This is a genomic window from Pseudarthrobacter sp. Y6, assembly GCF_050156205.1.
Classification (GTDB): domain Bacteria; phylum Actinomycetota; class Actinomycetes; order Actinomycetales; family Micrococcaceae; genus Arthrobacter.
Genome location: NZ_CP189574.1, coordinates 3,030,777 through 3,047,263 on the forward strand (window position 1 = coordinate 3,030,777; position 16,487 = coordinate 3,047,263).

Here is a 16,487-nt window from a genome sequence, read left to right on the forward strand (position 1 = left end):
GCGCTAGTTGGGTAAACAAGCTAGTGGGACGCCCTGCCCGCCGCCTTCCGCGCATCTTTCCTGCGCTTGGTGACCTCGGGATGGTGCCTGGAAAGGGCGATCACCCCCACGATAGCAAGCGAAGCAGCCGCGGCCATGGCAATCGCCATCACGGCGTGGACGTCCGGGCGCAGCTCGCCCAGGATCACTATGCCGATGCCGATGCCCACGATCGGGTCGATGACCGTCAGCCCGGCGATGACCAGGTCCGGCGGGCCGCCCGAGTAGGCGCTCTGCACAAACCAGGACCCCAGGCCGCCGGCCGCCGCGATGGCCACCACCGAATACCACTGGACATTGAGCAGTGCCAGCCCGTTCGGATCCAGCAGGTGTTTGCCGATGATGCGTGTCAGTACCGCGACGAAGCCGAACAGAACGCCGGCGCCGAGGATGTAGACAAATGCGCTCATCCGGTGCCGGAACAAGAGCGTCAGGGTGCCGAACACGCCGACGGCCAGTGCCAGCAGCAGCACAATGGTGAGTTCGTCCTCCTGGCTCACGTGGTGGTTCTCCTGCGTCACGTTGACGGCGAGGAGGACAAAGAGTGCGGAGCCGGTCACGCAGGCTGCGATGGACACCATGGTGGCCCGGTTGATGGTGATGTCCTGGTCGCGGGCGTTCACCACGGTGGTAATGACCAGCGCAATGGCGCCGATCGGCTGCACCACCGTCAGCGGCGCGGAGACCAGGGCCACCGCGTTCATTCCCATCCCGACGCACAGCAGGAGAAGTCCCAGCACCCACCGCGGATTACGGAGCAGGCGGAGGAAGCCGTTTGAACTCAGCGCCAGCCCGCCCGTGTCGGCTTTGACGGCACTCCCCTGCTTCTGCGCACCAAAGGCGAGGCAGAAAGCCCCCAGCACCGCCAGCAGAACCGCCACCCACACCATCAGGCGGTGCCGCCGTCGTGATGGGACTGCTGACGGCCCTTCCGCAGAATGGCCCAGAAATAGTTGTACGCGGCAATCCAATGACCGGCGAGCCCAAGTCCCAGCACGATCCAGGCTGCAATGTACAGGGGCCCGGCAAACGGGGTGTCCAATCGCGACAGGACCAGCAGGGGCGTGCCCAGAAGCAGGAGTCCGGTGCGGACTTTGCCTACCCGGCTCACCGGCAGGTCAGGATGGCCCCCGAAGTAGGAGAGGGTCAGCACCAGGAGTACGGCGTCAGGCACCAGGAGTGCCGCCAGGTACAGCCAATGGACGACGCCGGCAATCACCAGGGTGACCGCCACCGTGATCAGCGCAAGCCGGTCAGCCAGCGGGTCCATGACCCGGCCCAGCTTGGACGCCTGGTCGAAGCGGCGGGCCACGTAGCCATCAATCCAGTCGGTTCCCGCCATGACCACCAGGACCACAACGGCGATCCCGTACTCCTTCCGGGCCAGGACCAGCCAGACAAAAAGCGGCACCCCCATAAAACGCAGCACCGTCAGGGCGTTGGGGATGGTGAAGACGCGGTCGTGGTTAATCTGGGGGCGGCCGGGCCGCGCGCCAGCGCCGATGAACCTCAATCCGTCCCCCTTCCTTAGAGCCCAGTGTGACGTGTTGTGTTGCTATGGGTTCCGCAGCAGCCTGCGCAGGAGCACCACGAAGATCGTTGCTGAGGCGGCAAGGGCGGCAAGCGGCTTCCAGCGGAGGCCGGCACCGTCCGGGGATCCCGACAAGGCAGCGATCTTTTGGCTGGCCGCGGCCGCGCCGTGTTCAACGGCGGCCTTGCCCTCCCACAGTTTTTCCTTGGCAGCGCCCAGCAGGAACATGGCCTGCGGCTTGATGTTGAGCTCGGTATCCAGTTCGTCGCGGACCTGGGCCAGGTGCCGCCGGCGCTGTTCCAGGCGGCGGTGAAGCTCGGGCTCGGACGCGTGCGGGAACTCCTGTTTATGCGCCTCGGCCTTGGCTTCCTTCTCGGCCTTGGCCTTCGCGGCAGCTTCGTCCTTGGCAGCCTTGGCGGCCTTGGCCTCCGGGCTCGCCGGATCTAGCAGCGCGGCGTTGAAGCCCGAGCCTTCCTTGGCAATGCCAAGATCGTGTTTGATCCCGCGGATGGTCTCGGCCGGGACCAGGGGCATGGCCTGCTTGAATTTGCGGAGGCCGATCAGGGCACCAATGAGGGCGATGATCAGGAACAGCGCGCAGACGAGCAGCGCGGCCAGCCACGCCGGCATGATGGTGGCCAGGCCCATGATGCCGGCCACGATCAGGCCAACCACAAGGAACGCCACAAAGATAAGCGCGACGGCGAAGAAGGCGGCGGCGACGCCCACCTGGATGCCCTTGCGCTTGAGCTCGACCTTAGCGAAGGCGATTTCGTCGTTGAGCTGGCGGGGGGCCAGGCGAAAGAGTAGCTTCAGCGTCCTGGGCAGCGCGGTGATCCGCAATCCCTGGCTGGTGCGCCCGGTGTGACGTCCGCTCATCGGTTCCCGCCTAACTTGTTGCATAGTCTGCTGCCTGGTCGATTCGGCTTCCGTGTGCTGTGGGAGCCCGCGGCAGCACGGTCCCGCCCTCCCAAAACTATCATTCAGGTTCAGGGCAAACTTCCGGGTTGGCCGTACGGCGCGCCTGCAACCCCGGAAAGTTGGAAAGTCCGGGCCTAGGATTGGTCTCCGTGACCATTCACTCGAATCCGGGCGATTCGCTGACCCGCCGCCGGAAACTGTTGTACATCCTCCTCCTCGGTGCCCTCACCGCGTTGGGCCCCTTCACGATCGACCTGTACCTGCCGGCGTTCCCGGCACTGGAAGCGAGCCTGGGGGTCACCGAGGCCCAGGTCCAGCTGACCCTGGCCGGCACCACCGTGGGCTTTGCCCTCGGCCAGCTGGTGGTGGGCCCGTTCAGCGACAAGTTCGGCCGGCGGCTCCCGCTGATCCTGGCAACGGCCCTGCACATCGCCTCCTCTGTGGGAGCAGCCCTGTCCACCGACATCTCCACGCTGGGCCTCTTCCGCGTCCTCATGGGCGTGGGTGCTGCCGGCGGCGGCGTGGTGGCCATGGCAATGGTGCGGGACCTGTTCTCCGGCTATGCCATGGTCCGGATGTTCTCGCGCATGGCCCTGGTGAACGGACTGGCGCCGATCCTGGCCCCGGTCATCGGATCACAGCTGCTCCTGGTCATGCCCTGGCCGGGAATCTTCGTGTTCCTGGCCGGCTACGGCACGCTGGTCATCATCGCCGCGCTCGTCCTGGTCCGCGAAACATTGCCACCGGAGAAGCGCGGCCTGACCGGCATGACTGCCGGCCAGCGCTACAAGGTTCTTTTCACGGACCGGATCTTCGTGGGCCTGCTGATTGTGGGCGGCATGAACTTTGCCGGCCTCTTCACGTATCTGTCCGCGTCGCCGTTCCTGTTCCAGGACATTTTCGGGTTCTCGCCGCAGGAATACGGCCTGCTGTTCGGCATCAATTCCCTCGGCATTGTAGCCGGCGTCCAGATCAGCTCCAGGCTCATCCGTACTGTCCCACCGCAGTGGATCCTTGCCTGTTCCACAGCCTGGATGTTCCTCATGGCCCTGCTGATCGTGGTCTTTGACCAGGCCGGCCTGGGGCTCTGGGGCGTCATGGTTCCGCTCTGGTTCTACATCATGGGCACAGGCTTCACATTCCCCTGCGTGCAGGTGCTGGCTTTGAGCAGCCACGGCGCACAGGCCGGGACGGCAGCGTCCCTCCTGGGTGCCGCGACCTTCCTGATGGCCGGCTTGGTTTCGCCGGTGGCGGGCTGGTTGGGCATCACCAGCTCCACCCCCATGGGCGCCGTGCAGGCCGCATGCATACTGCTGGCGATAGCGGGCCTCTGGCTGGTCGTCAGGCCACGCACCGTGCCGTCGATCCACTGAACCCCGTCGATCCATTGATAAAACGCATGAAACGCAAGCCGCACCGCAACCCCCGGGGACTGTTCCTCGGGGCGGTGCTCGGCGCCGTCGCCGGTTACTTCCTTGGGCGCGTGTTCGGCAGTGGTGCCGTCGGCATCATCCTCGGCGCGCTGGCAGGCGCTGCCCTGCTGTACCGGGTCAACCCGGGTCCCTGGAACCGCCCCTAGCGGAAAAATTACGGGCCACCTGCGGAGAGGGCACGTCCCTGCCGCCAGGGAGCTTTCCCGCGATAAAATAGATCCGTGCCCAGCTGGCAATTCTCCTCGCCGCCCCCGGCCACATGGCAACGTTGCGACTCAGGCATTTTGCCCATGTGGTGGGACCGGCTGTGCGCCCAAACCGGCCAGCAGTCCGCAGCCCTCTATGCTGCCGGACTCTTCACGGACGACAGGCGGCGGCCCATCGCGCAGTGGTTCAACGCCGCCTTCAACGCCGCCCTCCTGGTGGCCCCGGAGACCTCGCCTGAGTGGCCCGTGCAGCGCTTCGGCATCTTCTACGCACCGCCGGCCTCCGGCTTCGTCCGGGTGCACTCAGCGCCCCATGAGTGGCATCCGCGGGAGCCCCGCAAGTACCCCACCGAGCAGGACGCCTTCCGCGCGGCCATTGCCGAAGCTGAGTGCTTCCTGCAGGTGGAAATGGACTTTGTGTGAATGCAAAAGATCCCCGTCCTCACAGAGAGGACGGGGATCTTTTGTTGTTTGCTCCTCCTGCTGGACTTGAACCAGCAACCCTTCGATTAACAGTCGAATGCTCTGCCAATTGAGCTAAGGAGGAATGAAGCAGGTATGACATTAGCAAAGGTTTCCCGGGAATGGGAAATCGGCGGCGGCGCAGCCCCAAATACCCTCCCCGGGTATTAAAAAATCCCCGCTCCGGAGACCCGGAACGGGGATTGTGCGCTCCTCCTGCTGGACTTGAACCAGCAACCCTTCGATTAACAGTCGAATGCTCTGCCAATTGAGCTAAGGAGGAATGAAGCGGGTACCAGCCTAGCAAAGTCCCCGCAGGGAGTGAAATCGGCGCGTTTCAGGCGTCCGAGCGCAGTGCCCGGCGCTCCATTTCGAGCATCATCAGTTCCCTGTTGAGCCGCTGGAAATCCTCCGGATTCGCTGCCGGATCCAGCCGCTGCAGTTGGCCCATCTTGTCCGCCTTCACCCGCGTGATCTGGAGTTCGAACAGCCTCGACAGAATGTCCTTGCAGTACTTCTGGACGGCTTCAGCGGTGCTCGCGGGCAGCGGCACCACAGCAAGTTCGGACACCAGTGGTCGCAGGGGTTCCGGGACTTCGTGCATCACCTGCTCCACCCAGCGCAGGGGCTCGCCGATCAGTCCGGGACCCGAGGCGCGCATGGCGTCGTGGACGGCCTGGAACGCCGGGGTCACGAAGCGTGCGGCCGCGAAGCGCTCCCAGATGCCGCCGCCCAGGAGGGCGGACTCCTGCAGCGCCACCTCCAGCGCCTGCCGCTCCATGGAGGCCACGGGGTCCCTGGGGTCGGGCCGCTGGTAGGAAGGGACAGCGCCCGACGTCGGTCCGGCAGCCACGCCGGGTCCGCCCGCCTGGGCGGACCCCGCCGGGGGGGACGCCATCTGACCCGGGGCACCGGCGGGCGTCCCCGGGGCAGCCGGCCCGCCCGCGGCGGCACGCTTCATGGCGACACCAACAGCCCGGCTGACGTCCTCAACCGACATGCCGAGCCAGCCGGCCAGTTCCCGGGCGTAGGCGGGCCTGATGCCTGCATCACGGATCTGGGCCACCACCGGAGCCGATTCCCGCAGCGCGGCCACCCTGCCCTCCACGGTGTCCAGATTGTGGCGCCTGAGCGTGGCCTTGATGGCAAACTCGAACAGCGGCCGGCGCGTGGCGATCAGATCCCGCACGGCGGCGTCGCCCCTGCTTTGGCGGAGGTCGCAGGGGTCGGCGCCGGTGGGCTCCACGGCTACATAGGTCTGGGCGGTAAAGCGCTGGTCTTCCTCGAAGGCACGCAGCGCCGCCTTCTGCCCGGCGGCGTCACCGTCAAAGGTGAAGATGACCTCTCCCCCGGTGCCGTCGTCGGATAGCAAGCGGCGGGCGATCTTGATGTGCTCGGTGCCGAACGCTGTGCCGCAGGTGGCCACCGCCGTCGGGATTCCTGCCAGGTGGCAGGCCATCACGTCCGTGTATCCCTCCACCACCACGAGCTGGCGGTCTTTGGCGATACTGCGCTTGGCGAGGTCAATCCCGTAGAGCACCTGGGACTTCTTGTAGAGCGTGGTTTCGGGGGTGTTGAGGTACTTGGGACCCTGGTCGTCCTCATACAGCTTGCGGGCGCCGAAACCGATGGTGTCGCCGGCGATGTCGCGGATGGGCCAGATGAGCCTGCCGCGGAACCGGTCATAAATACCCCGGTTGCCTTCGGAAAACATTCCCGTCAGCTTAAGCTCCTGGTCCGTGAAGCCACGGCCGCGCAGGTGCTTCAGCAGCGCGTCCCAGCCTTGCGGCGCGTAGCCCACGCCGAACTGCTCCGAGGCGGCGCGGTCAAAGCCACGGCCGAACAGGAAGTTCCGGCCTTCGGCGGCCCCGGAGGTCAGCAACTGGGCGCGGAAGAACTCATCGGCGATTTTGTGGGCATCCAGGAGGCGCTGGCGCTTGCCCACTTCCTCACGGTTGGGGCCGGTGCCGCCGTCTTCGTAGCGCAGTTCGTACCCGATGCGGGCAGCCAGCTTTTCCACGGCCTCATGGAATGAGGTGTGGTCCTGTTTCTGCACAAAGGCGATAACGTCCCCGTCTTCGCCGCACCCGAAGCAGTGGTACCTGCCCACCTGGGGGCGCACGGTGAACGACGGCGACCGCTCGTCGTGGAAGGGGCAGAGGCCCTTGTAGGTTCCCAGCCCGGCGCCCTTGAGCGTGACGTAGCCGTCAACCACTTCCTTGATGTCCGTGCGCTGGCGTACTTCGTCTATGTCTTCACGTTTGATCAGCCCAGCCACAGTGCCATCCTAGTCCTGAGGCACGACGGTGAAAGCCGGCCTTTGGCGTCTGTCACCACAGCGAGGGCAGGCTCCCCACGAGCCGCTCGTACATTGCCAGCGCCGAACCGTCTGTCAGCGATGCCACCTGGTCGATGACCACCCTGAGCCGTGCGCCGTCGTCGGGCGCGTCCCGCCAGTCGGCCGCGAACATCGGCTCCAGGTGGCGGTCCCCCGTGGCGTTCACGGCGGTGACCAGGGCGTGCAGCACCTCGCGCTGGCGCTCGTATATGGGCTGGCGGTGTTCGGTGGTCATCACGAACGTGGTGGCCAGGCCCTTCATGACCGCGATCTCCATAACCGTCTCGTCCGGGACCATCAGCTCGGCGCTGTACCGGGTGAGGTTTTCCGGGCCGTAAACGGCGCGGGTGGTCTCCAGGGCACTCTGGCAGAACCGGCCGATCAGCTGGCTGGTCATGTTCTTCAGGGCGGCCATGGACTTTCGACTGCCGTCGGCCTCGCGGACCCAGACGTCGGTGGCTTCCAGCCGGGCCAGGGCAGCGTCAATCGCGGCGGGGTCGTTGTGCGGGAGGTACCACTGCTTGGCGTAGCCCACCACACGGGCCCGGTGGTCCGGGTTGTCCATCCAGCGCAGCTGGAAGTGCCCGGCCACGATCGCGTCCTCGACATCGTGCACGGAATACGAAATGTCGTCGGCCAGGTCCATGACCTGTGCCTCCAGGCACGAGCGGTGTTCCGGCGCACCCTCCCTGATCCAGTTGAAGATGGGCAGATCGTCCTCGTAGGCGCCGAACTTGCTGGTGCGCTGGCCGTGGATCACGGGCGCGTTCAACGCGGACCAGGGGTATTTCGCCGCCGCGTCCAGGCTGGCCCTTGTGAGGTTCAGGCCGGCCGGGCGCCCGTCCGTGGCCAGGACCTTGGGCTCCAGCCGGGTGAGGAGCCGGAGGGTCTGGGCGTTGCCTTCGAAGCCGCCGATGGCATGTGCCACCTCGTTCAGGGCGGACTCGCCGTTGTGGCCGAACGGCGGGTGCCCCAGGTCATGGCTCAGGCAGGCGGTGTCCACCACATCCGGGTCACAGCCCAGGGCGCGGCCCAATTCCCGGCCCACCTGGGCAACTTCGAGGCTGTGGGTCAGGCGGGTGCGGACGAAGTCGTCCGTATCCGGTGCCACCACCTGCGTTTTCGCGCCGAGGCGGCGCAGGGCCGAGGAGTGCAGCACCCGGGCGCGGTCCCGCTCAAAATCGGAGCGGTAGTTGTTTTTTGGCGGTTCCTCCACCCAGCGGGCGGAATCGTGGGCCTCGTAGCCGGGCAGGGCCTGTGCCGTGGTGCGCGTCTCAGCCACCGGAAACATCCAGTTCCGCGGCGGAGATGTCCTGGGACTGTGCAGCGTTCAGGGCGCGGGATTCCAGCCAGTCCTTGGGCAGCGCCGGCTTCTTGGGCGAGCCTGCGCGGCCGCGCGGGCCCTCGGCGTCAACGCCGGGGTACGGCGAGTCGAGGTCCAGCTGGTCCAGCGTGTCGCGCAGCACCTCCAGGCTGGTCACCATGGCCAGTTTGGTCCGCAGTTCACTGCCGACCACGTAGCCCTTGAAATACCACGCCATGTGCTTGCGGATCTCGCGGAGCGCTTTGCCTTCATCGCCGAAGGTCTCGACCATCAGTTCGGCGTGCCGGTAGACGCTGTCGGCCACTTTGCGCACGTCCGGCGTATAGCGTTTGTCGCTTCCTTCGAAGGCCGCCATGAGGTCACCGAACAGCCACGGGCGTCCCTGGCAGCCGCGGCCCACCACCACGCCGTCCACGCCGGTTTCCCGGACCATGCGGACGGCGTCCTCCGCGGACCAGATATCGCCGTTGCCCAGGACGGGGATGTCCGGCAGGGTTTCGCGCAGGCGGGCGATCGCGGTCCAGTCGGCCTGGCCGGAGTAGAACTGCGCCGCGGTGCGGCCGTGAAGCGCGACGGCGGCGACCCCGGCATCGCGGGCGATCCGGCCGGCGTCGAGGTACGTCAGGTGGTCATCGTCGATGCCCTTGCGCATCTTGATGGTGAGCGGGACATTGCCCTTGGATGCTTCCTTGACGGCGGTCCGGACGATCGAAGTGAAGAGGTCTGTCTTCCAGGGCAGGGCGGAGCCGCCGCCGCGCCGGGTCACCTTGGGAACGGGGCAGCCGAAGTTCAGGTCGATGTGGTCCGCGCGGTCCTCTTCGACCAGCATGCGCACTGCCTGGCCCACCGTAACGGGGTCAACGCCGTACAGCTGGACGGAGCGGACTTTTTCGTCGTCGTCGTGTGAGATGATGCGCAGCGATTCGGGTGTGCGTTCAACGAGGGCGCGCGAGGTGACCATCTCCGCCACGTACAGGCCGCCGCCGTATTCACGGCACAAACGACGAAAGGCGGAGTTGGTGATGCCTGCCATCGGAGCCAGGATCACGGGGGTGTCCACCGTGATAGGGCCCAGCTTCAGGGGCGGGAGTTCCAGCTTGGGGGCGGGAGGCGTTGCGGTAACAGTCACTTGTCCATTGTCGCAAAGACGGGCAAATCGGCGGTCCAATGCCCTTTGGAACTGTTTGGAAGCGCCGGGCGGCCCGCTGCCGTTCAGCCGAGTTCTGCCCGTCGCCCCCTCCGGGTGGTGGCGGGATCGGCGGAATCTTCCGTGGACTGCCGCGACCGCCTCTCGAAGGCGGCCGCTGCGAGCGCACCGGTATCGCCGACGTCGTCCGCGTTGATGGCGGCGCCGCCCGAGGTACCGTCGGGGCGGCGGTTTTCGTCCGGGACGCCGATGGCGGGCTGACCCGCCGTCCGGACGCCCGTGGCCTTGACCACCAGCACGGCGATCAGGGTGGTCACCGGGATGGCAAGGACCAGGCCAATGGAGCCGACGAGTGTCCGGATGACTTCTTCGGAAAGCTCGGCGCTGGTCAGGGTGTCCCCCAGCGGCCGGTTGTACAGCATCACTATGATCAGGATGGGCAGGGCTGCGCCGGCGTAGGCGAACGCGATGGTGTAGACCGTGGAGGCGATGTGGTCCCGGCCGATCCGCATGGCGGAGGTGAAGAGCTTGCGGGCGCTGGTGCCGGGAGCCAGCTCGTAGAGTTCCCAAACGGCGGACGATTGCGTGATGGTGACGTCGTTGAGGACACCCAGGCCGGAAATGATGAGGCCGCACAGGATCACCCCGGAAATGGAGATGTTGGCCGAGGTGTTGATCAGGGTGGTGGCGTCATGGCTGCCCACTCCGGCCAGGTTGGCGGCGTCGGTGGCCCAGGCAGCGAGCAGCGCCGTGATGGCCAGCCCGAACATGGTGCCAAGCAGCGCCGTGGACGTCCGCGCGGAGAAGCCGTGGGCGAAATACAGGACCCCGATCATGATCACCGTTGATCCCACCAGCGCCAGCAGCAGGGGAGGTTTTCCCTCCACCAGCCCGGGCAGCATAAAGCCGGCAAGGACGAAGTACGCGCCCACCAGCCCCAGCAGTGCCCGGAGTCCCCGCCAGCGCGCCACAGCGATGACCACCAGAGCATAGAGGAGAGCCAGGATCACGATGGGCAGGGTCCGGACGAAGTCAACGAAGATGTAGCCTGGGGACCCCTGCGACGCCGCGGCGCCCTGGGCGTTGGAAAGGTTCAGGTACCTGATCTGGTCACCCGGCTTCACGCCGTGGGATTGTGCCACATCCGGATTTATCACCACTTTGACGGGGCTGCCGCCCTGGTCGGGTTCCGTGAAGGCGAACATGCACTCGGAGCCGGCGGGGGCGGGTTGGCCGGTGCCGCCTGACAACGGGCCTGCGGCCGTGGAGCCCTGCGTGCAGCTTTCTTCGACGACGCTCTGGATCTTGCCGGTATCAAACGTGACGCCGGGCGCCGCCGAATAGGGGCTGGCGAGGGAGATGCCGTCCTGGGACCCGGACGGCCACAGCATGGCCATGCCCGCGAGGGTCAGAAGCGTCAGCGGCACCAGCACGGCGGCCAGGATGCGGTTTGCCTTCCGACGGGAAGCAATCGCCTGGGCCGTCGGCTCCGAATGATCTGTTGAAACGTGGGTGTGACCGGAGCCCATCAGCAGTTGAACCTCATACCTTGAACTCTACGTCCGGCGCCTTAGGGTTGGTAAATGGAAGGAACAGGGAGGAACCACGCGTGACGGACCGCAGGACTGAATTCCACACCAACGAACCTGCAGCGAGGCGGCAGGCGGCGCTCACTGTGCTGGCTGCCTCCGGGACAACGCGAGGCGTGGCACTGGTCCTGCACGGGGGCAAGGCACACAGCTATGAGCCCGTGGAGGCCCGCCATCTGAGCCCGCTGCGCATGGTCACGTTCGCCCGCCACCTGCACCGTGCCGGGAAGGACCACGGACTGGCGGTGTGGTCGCTGCGGAACGGCGTGCGAGGCTGGAACGGGCCGGACAGGTCCGCGCTGCGGGATGCCCGCTGGGCCCTCCAGCAAATCAGTGCGCAGCACCCTGGAGTTCCCGTATATCTGGTGGGGCACTCCATGGGCGGCCTCACCGCTGTGAGTGCCGCGGACGATCCGCAGGTGGACGCCGTCGTGGCCCTCGCCCCATGGCTCAGCCCGGAAACGCCCGCCACCTCGCTCATCGGACGCAAGGTCCTGATTATCCACGGCACCGTGGACCGGATGACCAGCCCGTCCCAGTCCTTGACGTTCGCGCGCCGTGCCACTGGTGCAGCAGCGTCCATGCAGTATGTTTCGCTGCGCGGCGCCGGGCATTTTATGTTCCGCCGCGGCCGGCTGTGGCACGCGTTGGCGACCGGTTTCGTCATGAAGGCCTTCGCCGAGCGCACCGGCGTCACGCACCCGGCCGCGCGCACGCTGGCTGAGCTGGTGCCCGGGTCCTCCGCTGAGGTGGCCCTGTGAGCCCTTTTCCCTGGCCGGAGTTCGCCGCGTCGCTGCCCTTGACAGCACTGGCAGTGCTGGCGGTCCTGGCGCTGACGTTGGGTGTGGCCGTCCGGCAGGGCCGGCATTCGGTGATGGACGTCGCGTGGGGCCCCGGCTTCGTCGCGGTAGCCGTGGTGTCCTGGTTCCTGTCAGCCGGATCGGGCGATGACACCCGCCGGGTCCTGTTGCTTCTCCTGACGGCCGTTTGGGGGTTGCGGCTCGGAATCCATATTGGCTGGCGGGCGCGCGACGGACATGAAGACCCACGCTACAAGGCCCTGCTGGACCCTGCGCCCGGATCCAGGAACGCCTATGCGCTCCGCCGTGTCTACCTGCCGCAGGGCGTGGTCATGTTCTTTGTGTCCCTGACGCTGCAAGTAGGGATGTTCGCCACCGGCGCTGTGGGGTGGGTGGCCGTGCTCGGGATCCTGCTGTGGGTGACGGGGTTTGCATTCGAGACCGTGGGCGACTGGCAGCTGGCCCGCTTCAAGAAGGATCCGTCCCGCCGCGGCACGGTGCTGGATACCGGTTTGTGGCGGTACACCCGGCATCCCAACTATTTCGGCGACGCGGCTATCTGGACCGGGCTATTCCTCATTGCCGCAGACTCCTGGCCCGGCATCCTGACCATCCTGTCAGCGGCACTGATGGTGTGGACGCTCGCCGGAAAAACCGGGAAGCCCCTGACGGAAAAGGCGATGTCCGGGCGGCCCGGCTACCGGGAATATGTTGAGGCGACCAGCGGCTTCATTCCGTGGCCGCCCAAACGCCGGTGACGTCCCCCAACTGGGTCGCAGTAGATGTCGTTATGAGCGCTCAAAACGACTGTGACCCAGTTGGGGGTACGGGGGTCAGTCCGAGACGATCAGCGTGTCGGCACCGGCCTGGCGTGCCTTGCCGGATTCCAGCAGAGGCTCGACGGCGGCGCGCAGCGCAGTCATCGAATCGTCCAGTTCGAGCATGACCGGGTGCTGGTACGCGAGGAGCGAGAGCAGGTCACGGACTGCGGCAGCGGCGTCGCCGGTCTCCAGAGCTGGTTCGTGGCCCACAAACACATCCGTGGCCTTCCCGCCCTGGGCCGACGCGTCGGCGGTCGGGTCCTGGGCTGCCTCCGCATAGCTCACCGCAAAGGCGCGGATCCGGCCCTTCTTGCTGGGGGAAACCCCGGCGCCAAATGCTGATCCCGGCTCGGCACGCAGCACAAGCGCACCGTGAGCGCCGGTGAGGTCATCCAGGAACAGCTTCTGCACCTGCCCCGCCGACAGCACACCAGGCGAATCCCAGTCATGGATGGACGTGTAGTACCGCCCCACCACGTCGGTCAGCTCAACCGAGCCGGTGGCGAGGTCCATGACCACATCGGAACCGGCGTTTTCATCGTTCGCCGGCCGGCCGCCGTCGTCCTTGGCGGGGAACACCGGCAGCTTCAGGGCGCCGGGCTCCACCACCACCAGCCGGGAGCGCTGGATGGGCGAAAGCCCGAACGCCTCGGCAAACGCGGCGCCCGTGCTGCCCGGCTGCACCTTCGCGCGCAGCCTGGCAACGCCCGACGGCGCCTGCTCGGCTTCGCGGCGCAGCATGGTCAGGAGCGTGGCACCAATGCCGGCGCGGCGGTGATCGCGCGCCACTTCGATGTAGGTCCACAGCCGCTCGGGGTGCAGCGAGGCTTCGTAGACCACGCCCGCCGCCACCGGAATGCCGACTCCGTCAATGACGTCCTCGGCCACGATGCAGCGGCGCCACGGAGTACTGTCCGTGCCGGCAGAAGAGACCGCCAGGGCGCCCCGGAACTGCCGGGCCTGCCCGGTCTCCGGACCGCCCCAGATTTCCAGCAGCGTCAGGTCATCGCCCTCAAGCCATTCGCGGTATTCGATGCCCATTTTCAGGCGCCGATCAGGCGGGCGGCCAGGTAGCCTTCCACCTTGTCCAGCGAGACGCGTTCCTGGCTCATGGTGTCGCGTTCACGGATGGTCACGGCCTGGTCATCGAGGGTATCGAAGTCCACGGTGATGCAGAACGGGGTGCCGATCTCATCCTGGCGGCGGTAGCGGCGGCCGATCGCGCCGGCGTCGTCGAAGTCGATGTTCCAGTTCTTGCGCAGCTGCGCGCCCAGGTCCTTGGCCTTGGGTGACAGGTCTTCGTTGCGGCTCAGCGGCAGCACCGCAGCCTTGACGGGAGCCAGGCGCGGGTCAAGGCGCAGGACGGTGCGGACGTCGACGCCGCCCTTGGCGTTGGGTGCCTCGTCTTCGGTGTACGCGTCCACAAGGAACGCCATGAAGGAACGGGTCAGGCCCGCGGCCGGCTCGATCACGTACGGGGTGTAGCGCTCGTTGGTGGCCTGGTTGAAGTAGCTCAGGTCCTGGCCGGAAGCCTTGGAGTGCGTGGAGAGGTCGAAGTCGGTGCGGTTGGCGATGCCTTCGAGCTCGCCCCATTCCGAACCCTGGAAGCCGAAGCGGTATTCGATGTCCGTGGTGCCCTTGGAGTAGTGGCTCAGCTTTTCCAGCGGGTGCTCGAAGAAGCGCAGGTTCTCCTCCCGGATGCCCAGGCTGGTGTACCAGGACATGCGCTCCTTCATCCAGTACTGGTGCCACACTTCGTCCGTGCCGGGCTCGACGAAGAACTCCATTTCCATCTGCTCGAACTCACGGGTGCGGAAGATGAAGTTGCCGGGCGTGATCTCGTTCCGGAAGGACTTGCCGATCTGGCCGATGCCGAACGGCGGCTTCTTGCGGGACGTGGTGAGCACGTTGCTGAAGTTCACAAAAATGCCTTGGGCCGTTTCCGGGCGCAGGTAGTGCATGCCTTCCTCGTTGGCCACCGGGCCGAGGAAGGTCTTGAGCAGGCCGGAGAATTCCTGGGGTTCGGTCCATTCGCCGCGGGTGCCGCAGTTGACGCAGGCAATGTCCTTCAGGCCGTTCTCGGCGGGGCGGCCTTTCTTTTCCTCGTACTCTTCCTCGAGGTGGTCTGCACGGTAGCGCTTGTGGCAGGAAAGGCACTCAACGAGCGGGTCGGAGAAGACGTCAACGTGGCCGGAGGCTTCCCATACCTGGCGGGGCAGGATGACGGAGGAATCCAGGCCCACCACGTCCTCGCGGCCGCGGACCATGGACTGCCACCACTGGCGCTTGATGTTTTCCTTCAGCTCGGCGCCGAGGGGTCCGTAGTCCCAGGCAGAGCGGGAGCCTCCGTAGATTTCACCGGCCTGGAACACAAAACCCCTTCGCTTGGAAAGGGAAATGACCTGGTCGAGTACGGATTTTGCTGCCATGGTGGACTCCAATTTCTACAGGGCCGCTGGGTGCGGTCCGCGGGTATCTGGCCCCGCTGCACGTAGGTGCATCACCGCTGGGTGCGGGCGGGGCGGGCGAAGGAACGAGATGCAGAGAACTGCGTGTCCTAGCCTACCGGCCGCTGCCTCCGGAAGCTGCCTGCCTCCGGAAGGCGCCCCGCGGCCACGGCAGTGTGGCCAGGATGATGGCAGCCAGGGTGAGCAGTGTGCCCAGCACGGTGGCCGGCGCCACGATACTTCCCGGGGCCGGCACCAGGAGGTCCAGCCCAAGGGAGCCAAGGAGCTGCCCGGCGATCATGCCGAGCCCTGTCACCAGCACTCCCAGGCTGCGGACCAGCAGCGCACCCAAGCCGATGAAGACGCAGCCCATGGGTCCGCCCAGGTAGTACCACCACTCGGCCGGCAACGGATTGCCCGGCCCAAAGACAGCCACCTTGATGGCCAACGCAATCCAAAGGAACACCGTGCCGGCAACGAAGTTCACCAGCGTGGCGGCGATCGGCGAACGGTAGTGGACCGTTGCCGTCCCGTTCATGGCCTGTTGGAAACTCATCAGGAACCCGGCCAGGACGGGGAGGATCAACGGGATGACCAAGGTCTCCAGGCCTCCGGCGCCGTCCGCAGGGGAGCCCGGGGAGCCGGGCGAACCGGCCAGCCGCGGCGAAACCGCCCACGCAACAGCGGCGACCGTGAACACGCACCCGATGACCCTCATGGGAGTCACGGCCCTCTTGCCGGCAGGGCCGATGCCCAGCCGGTCCACGAGCAGGCCGCTCAGCGTCTGCCCGGTCACGGCGGCGACGGTAAACAGTGCCACGCCCAGGATCCCCACGGTGAAGGACTGGGCGAAGACAAAAAGGGCACCGATTCCGCCGGCAAGCACGTACGCGGGCGGAAAAGCCCGGGTACGGACCGCAGGCAGGATCCTGGCGAGACCGGCGCGGCCGCTGGGCAGGATCAGGGAGATCAGGATCATCACCACCAGACCGGCGCTGAAACCCACCACGGCCGCGGCGATGCCGTCGTTGAGCCGGACGCCGAGGGCGCCGTTGATCCGGCCCTGGACGGGAATGGCCAGTCCCGCGCCGACGGCCAGCGGGAGCCCCGCGAACCGCGGCAGCCGTGGGGTGTGGGTCATTGGATTCACCTTACGTCAGGCATTATTACTTGTATGAGCAACCAGGACATTCAAGAGATCCCCATCCGCGACAGCATGATCCGCCTTGGCCAGCTCCTGAAGCTCGCCAGCCTGGTGGAGGACGGCGTGGAAGCCGCTGAGCTGATCAAGAACGGACTCGTCAAGGTCAACGGGGCGATCGACGACCGCCGCGGACGCCAGCTGCACAACGGCGACACCGTCACCGTCAACGGGCAGACCGTGAAGGTCGTGGCCCCCTCCTAAAGGCAACGCGGGGTCACTGTGCCG

At 66.5% G+C, this 16,487-nt stretch carries 16 protein-coding genes and 2 tRNA genes; 6 read left to right on the forward strand and 12 right to left on the reverse strand.

The window, feature by feature from the left end:
• Window positions 1–20 precede the first annotated feature (20 nt).
• The 3 genes from ACQCSW_RS14570 to ACQCSW_RS14580 are packed head-to-tail and all read right to left on the reverse strand — an operon-like array spanning window position 21 to window position 2,449.
• A complete protein-coding gene (locus ACQCSW_RS14570) occupies window positions 21–929 on the reverse strand; it encodes a DMT family transporter (protein WP_426986963.1) in 909 nt (302 codons plus the stop codon).
• Window positions 929–1,552, reverse strand: a complete 624-nt coding sequence (locus ACQCSW_RS14575) for a CDP-alcohol phosphatidyltransferase family protein (RefSeq protein WP_426986965.1) — start codon at window positions 1,550–1,552, stop codon at window positions 929–931. The genes ACQCSW_RS14570 and ACQCSW_RS14575 overlap by 1 nt, the downstream gene beginning before the upstream one ends.
• Window positions 1,553–1,594: 42 nt before the next feature.
• Complete coding sequence (locus ACQCSW_RS14580) at window positions 1,595–2,449, reverse strand: phage holin family protein (protein ID WP_426986967.1); 855 nt, start codon at window positions 2,447–2,449, stop codon at window positions 1,595–1,597.
• Between the two features lie 191 nt (window positions 2,450–2,640).
• On the opposite strand from ACQCSW_RS14580, the gene ACQCSW_RS14585 reads away from it, so the two are divergent.
• From ACQCSW_RS14585 to ACQCSW_RS14595, 3 genes are all read left to right on the forward strand, one after another.
• Entirely contained in the window at window positions 2,641–3,864 is a 1,224-nt protein-coding gene (locus ACQCSW_RS14585) for a multidrug effflux MFS transporter (RefSeq protein ID WP_426986969.1), read from the forward strand.
• A 26-nt stretch (window positions 3,865–3,890) separates the two neighbouring features.
• On the forward strand, window positions 3,891–4,070 hold the full coding sequence (locus tag ACQCSW_RS14590; RefSeq protein ID WP_426986971.1) for a hypothetical protein: 180 nt from the start codon (window positions 3,891–3,893) through the stop codon (window positions 4,068–4,070).
• A gap of 75 nt (window positions 4,071–4,145) precedes the next feature.
• Window positions 4,146–4,553 carry a hypothetical protein gene (locus ACQCSW_RS14595; protein ID WP_426986973.1) on the forward strand — a complete coding sequence of 136 codons (408 nt, stop codon included), beginning with the start codon at window positions 4,146–4,148 and terminating at the stop codon, window positions 4,551–4,553.
• 51 nt (window positions 4,554–4,604) lie between these two features.
• Here ACQCSW_RS14595 and ACQCSW_RS14600 read toward each other — a convergent pair.
• From ACQCSW_RS14600 to ACQCSW_RS14625, 6 genes are all read right to left on the reverse strand, one after another.
• Window positions 4,605–4,677 (reverse strand) — tRNA-Asn (locus ACQCSW_RS14600).
• A gap of 125 nt (window positions 4,678–4,802) precedes the next feature.
• Window positions 4,803–4,875, reverse strand: a tRNA-Asn gene (locus ACQCSW_RS14605).
• Between the two features lie 54 nt (window positions 4,876–4,929).
• Window positions 4,930–6,870 (reverse strand): DNA primase, encoded by a 1,941-nt coding sequence (gene dnaG, locus ACQCSW_RS14610; RefSeq protein ID WP_426986975.1) that lies wholly within the window; start codon window positions 6,868–6,870, stop codon window positions 4,930–4,932.
• Between the two features lie 52 nt (window positions 6,871–6,922).
• Window positions 6,923–8,221 carry a deoxyguanosinetriphosphate triphosphohydrolase gene (locus ACQCSW_RS14615; RefSeq protein ID WP_426986977.1) on the reverse strand — a complete coding sequence of 433 codons (1,299 nt, stop codon included), beginning with the start codon at window positions 8,219–8,221 and terminating at the stop codon, window positions 6,923–6,925.
• Window positions 8,205–9,383, reverse strand: coding sequence for a tRNA dihydrouridine synthase DusB (gene dusB, locus ACQCSW_RS14620; protein WP_426986979.1), 1,179 nt, complete (start codon window positions 9,381–9,383; stop codon window positions 8,205–8,207). Before dusB ends, ACQCSW_RS14615 begins: the two co-directional genes overlap by 17 nt.
• 83 nt (window positions 9,384–9,466) lie before the next feature.
• Complete coding sequence (locus ACQCSW_RS14625) at window positions 9,467–10,930, reverse strand: YibE/F family protein (protein WP_426986981.1); 1,464 nt, start codon at window positions 10,928–10,930, stop codon at window positions 9,467–9,469.
• Window positions 10,931–11,010: 80 nt separating this feature from the next.
• Here ACQCSW_RS14625 and ACQCSW_RS14630 point away from each other — a divergent pair, with 80 nt between their 5' ends.
• Window positions 11,011–11,751, forward strand: coding sequence for an alpha/beta hydrolase (locus ACQCSW_RS14630; protein ID WP_426986983.1), 741 nt, complete (start codon window positions 11,011–11,013; stop codon window positions 11,749–11,751).
• A complete protein-coding gene (locus ACQCSW_RS14635) occupies window positions 11,748–12,548 on the forward strand; it encodes a DUF1295 domain-containing protein (protein ID WP_426986985.1) in 801 nt (266 codons plus the stop codon). Before ACQCSW_RS14630 ends, ACQCSW_RS14635 begins: the two co-directional genes overlap by 4 nt.
• A gap of 75 nt (window positions 12,549–12,623) precedes the next feature.
• On the opposite strand, the gene ACQCSW_RS14640 is transcribed toward ACQCSW_RS14635, so the two are convergent.
• The 3 genes from ACQCSW_RS14640 to ACQCSW_RS14650 form a co-directional block, all read right to left on the reverse strand.
• On the reverse strand, window positions 12,624–13,652 hold the full coding sequence (locus ACQCSW_RS14640; RefSeq protein WP_426986987.1) for a GNAT family N-acetyltransferase: 1,029 nt from the start codon (window positions 13,650–13,652) through the stop codon (window positions 12,624–12,626).
• 2 nt (window positions 13,653–13,654) lie between these two features.
• On the reverse strand, window positions 13,655–15,040 hold the full coding sequence (locus ACQCSW_RS14645; protein WP_426986989.1) for a glycine--tRNA ligase: 1,386 nt from the start codon (window positions 15,038–15,040) through the stop codon (window positions 13,655–13,657).
• 133 nt (window positions 15,041–15,173) lie between these two features.
• Entirely contained in the window at window positions 15,174–16,199 is a 1,026-nt protein-coding gene (locus ACQCSW_RS14650; protein WP_426986991.1) for a DMT family transporter, read from the reverse strand.
• 33 nt (window positions 16,200–16,232) lie between these two features.
• On the opposite strand from ACQCSW_RS14650, the gene ACQCSW_RS14655 reads away from it, so the two are divergent.
• Window positions 16,233–16,463, forward strand: coding sequence for an RNA-binding S4 domain-containing protein (locus ACQCSW_RS14655; RefSeq protein ID WP_426986993.1), 231 nt, complete (start codon window positions 16,233–16,235; stop codon window positions 16,461–16,463).
• Window positions 16,464–16,487: the final 24 nt, after the last annotated feature.

What these genes read in the sequence shown, in the direction of transcription:
- ACQCSW_RS14570 (WP_426986963.1), bottom strand. Translation starts at nt 929, where the DNA reads ATGGTGTGGGTGGCGGTTCTGCTGGCGGTGCTGGGGGCTTTCTGCCTC.
- ACQCSW_RS14580 (WP_426986967.1), bottom strand. Translation starts at nt 2,449, where the DNA reads ATGAGCGGACGTCACACCGGGCGCACCAGCCAGGGATTGCGGATCACC.
- ACQCSW_RS14590 (WP_426986971.1), top strand. Translation starts at nt 3,891, where the DNA reads ATGAAACGCAAGCCGCACCGCAACCCCCGGGGACTGTTCCTCGGGGCG.
- ACQCSW_RS14615 (WP_426986977.1), bottom strand. Translation starts at nt 8,221, where the DNA reads ATGTTTCCGGTGGCTGAGACGCGCACCACGGCACAGGCCCTGCCCGGC.
- ACQCSW_RS14625 (WP_426986981.1), bottom strand. Translation starts at nt 10,930, where the DNA reads ATGGGCTCCGGTCACACCCACGTTTCAACAGATCATTCGGAGCCGACG.
- ACQCSW_RS14640 (WP_426986987.1), bottom strand. Translation starts at nt 13,652, where the DNA reads ATGGGCATCGAATACCGCGAATGGCTTGAGGGCGATGACCTGACGCTG.
- ACQCSW_RS14645 (WP_426986989.1), bottom strand. Translation starts at nt 15,040, where the DNA reads ATGGCAGCAAAATCCGTACTCGACCAGGTCATTTCCCTTTCCAAGCGA.
- ACQCSW_RS14650 (WP_426986991.1), bottom strand. Translation starts at nt 16,199, where the DNA reads ATGACCCACACCCCACGGCTGCCGCGGTTCGCGGGGCTCCCGCTGGCC.
- ACQCSW_RS14655 (WP_426986993.1), top strand. Translation starts at nt 16,233, where the DNA reads ATGAGCAACCAGGACATTCAAGAGATCCCCATCCGCGACAGCATGATC.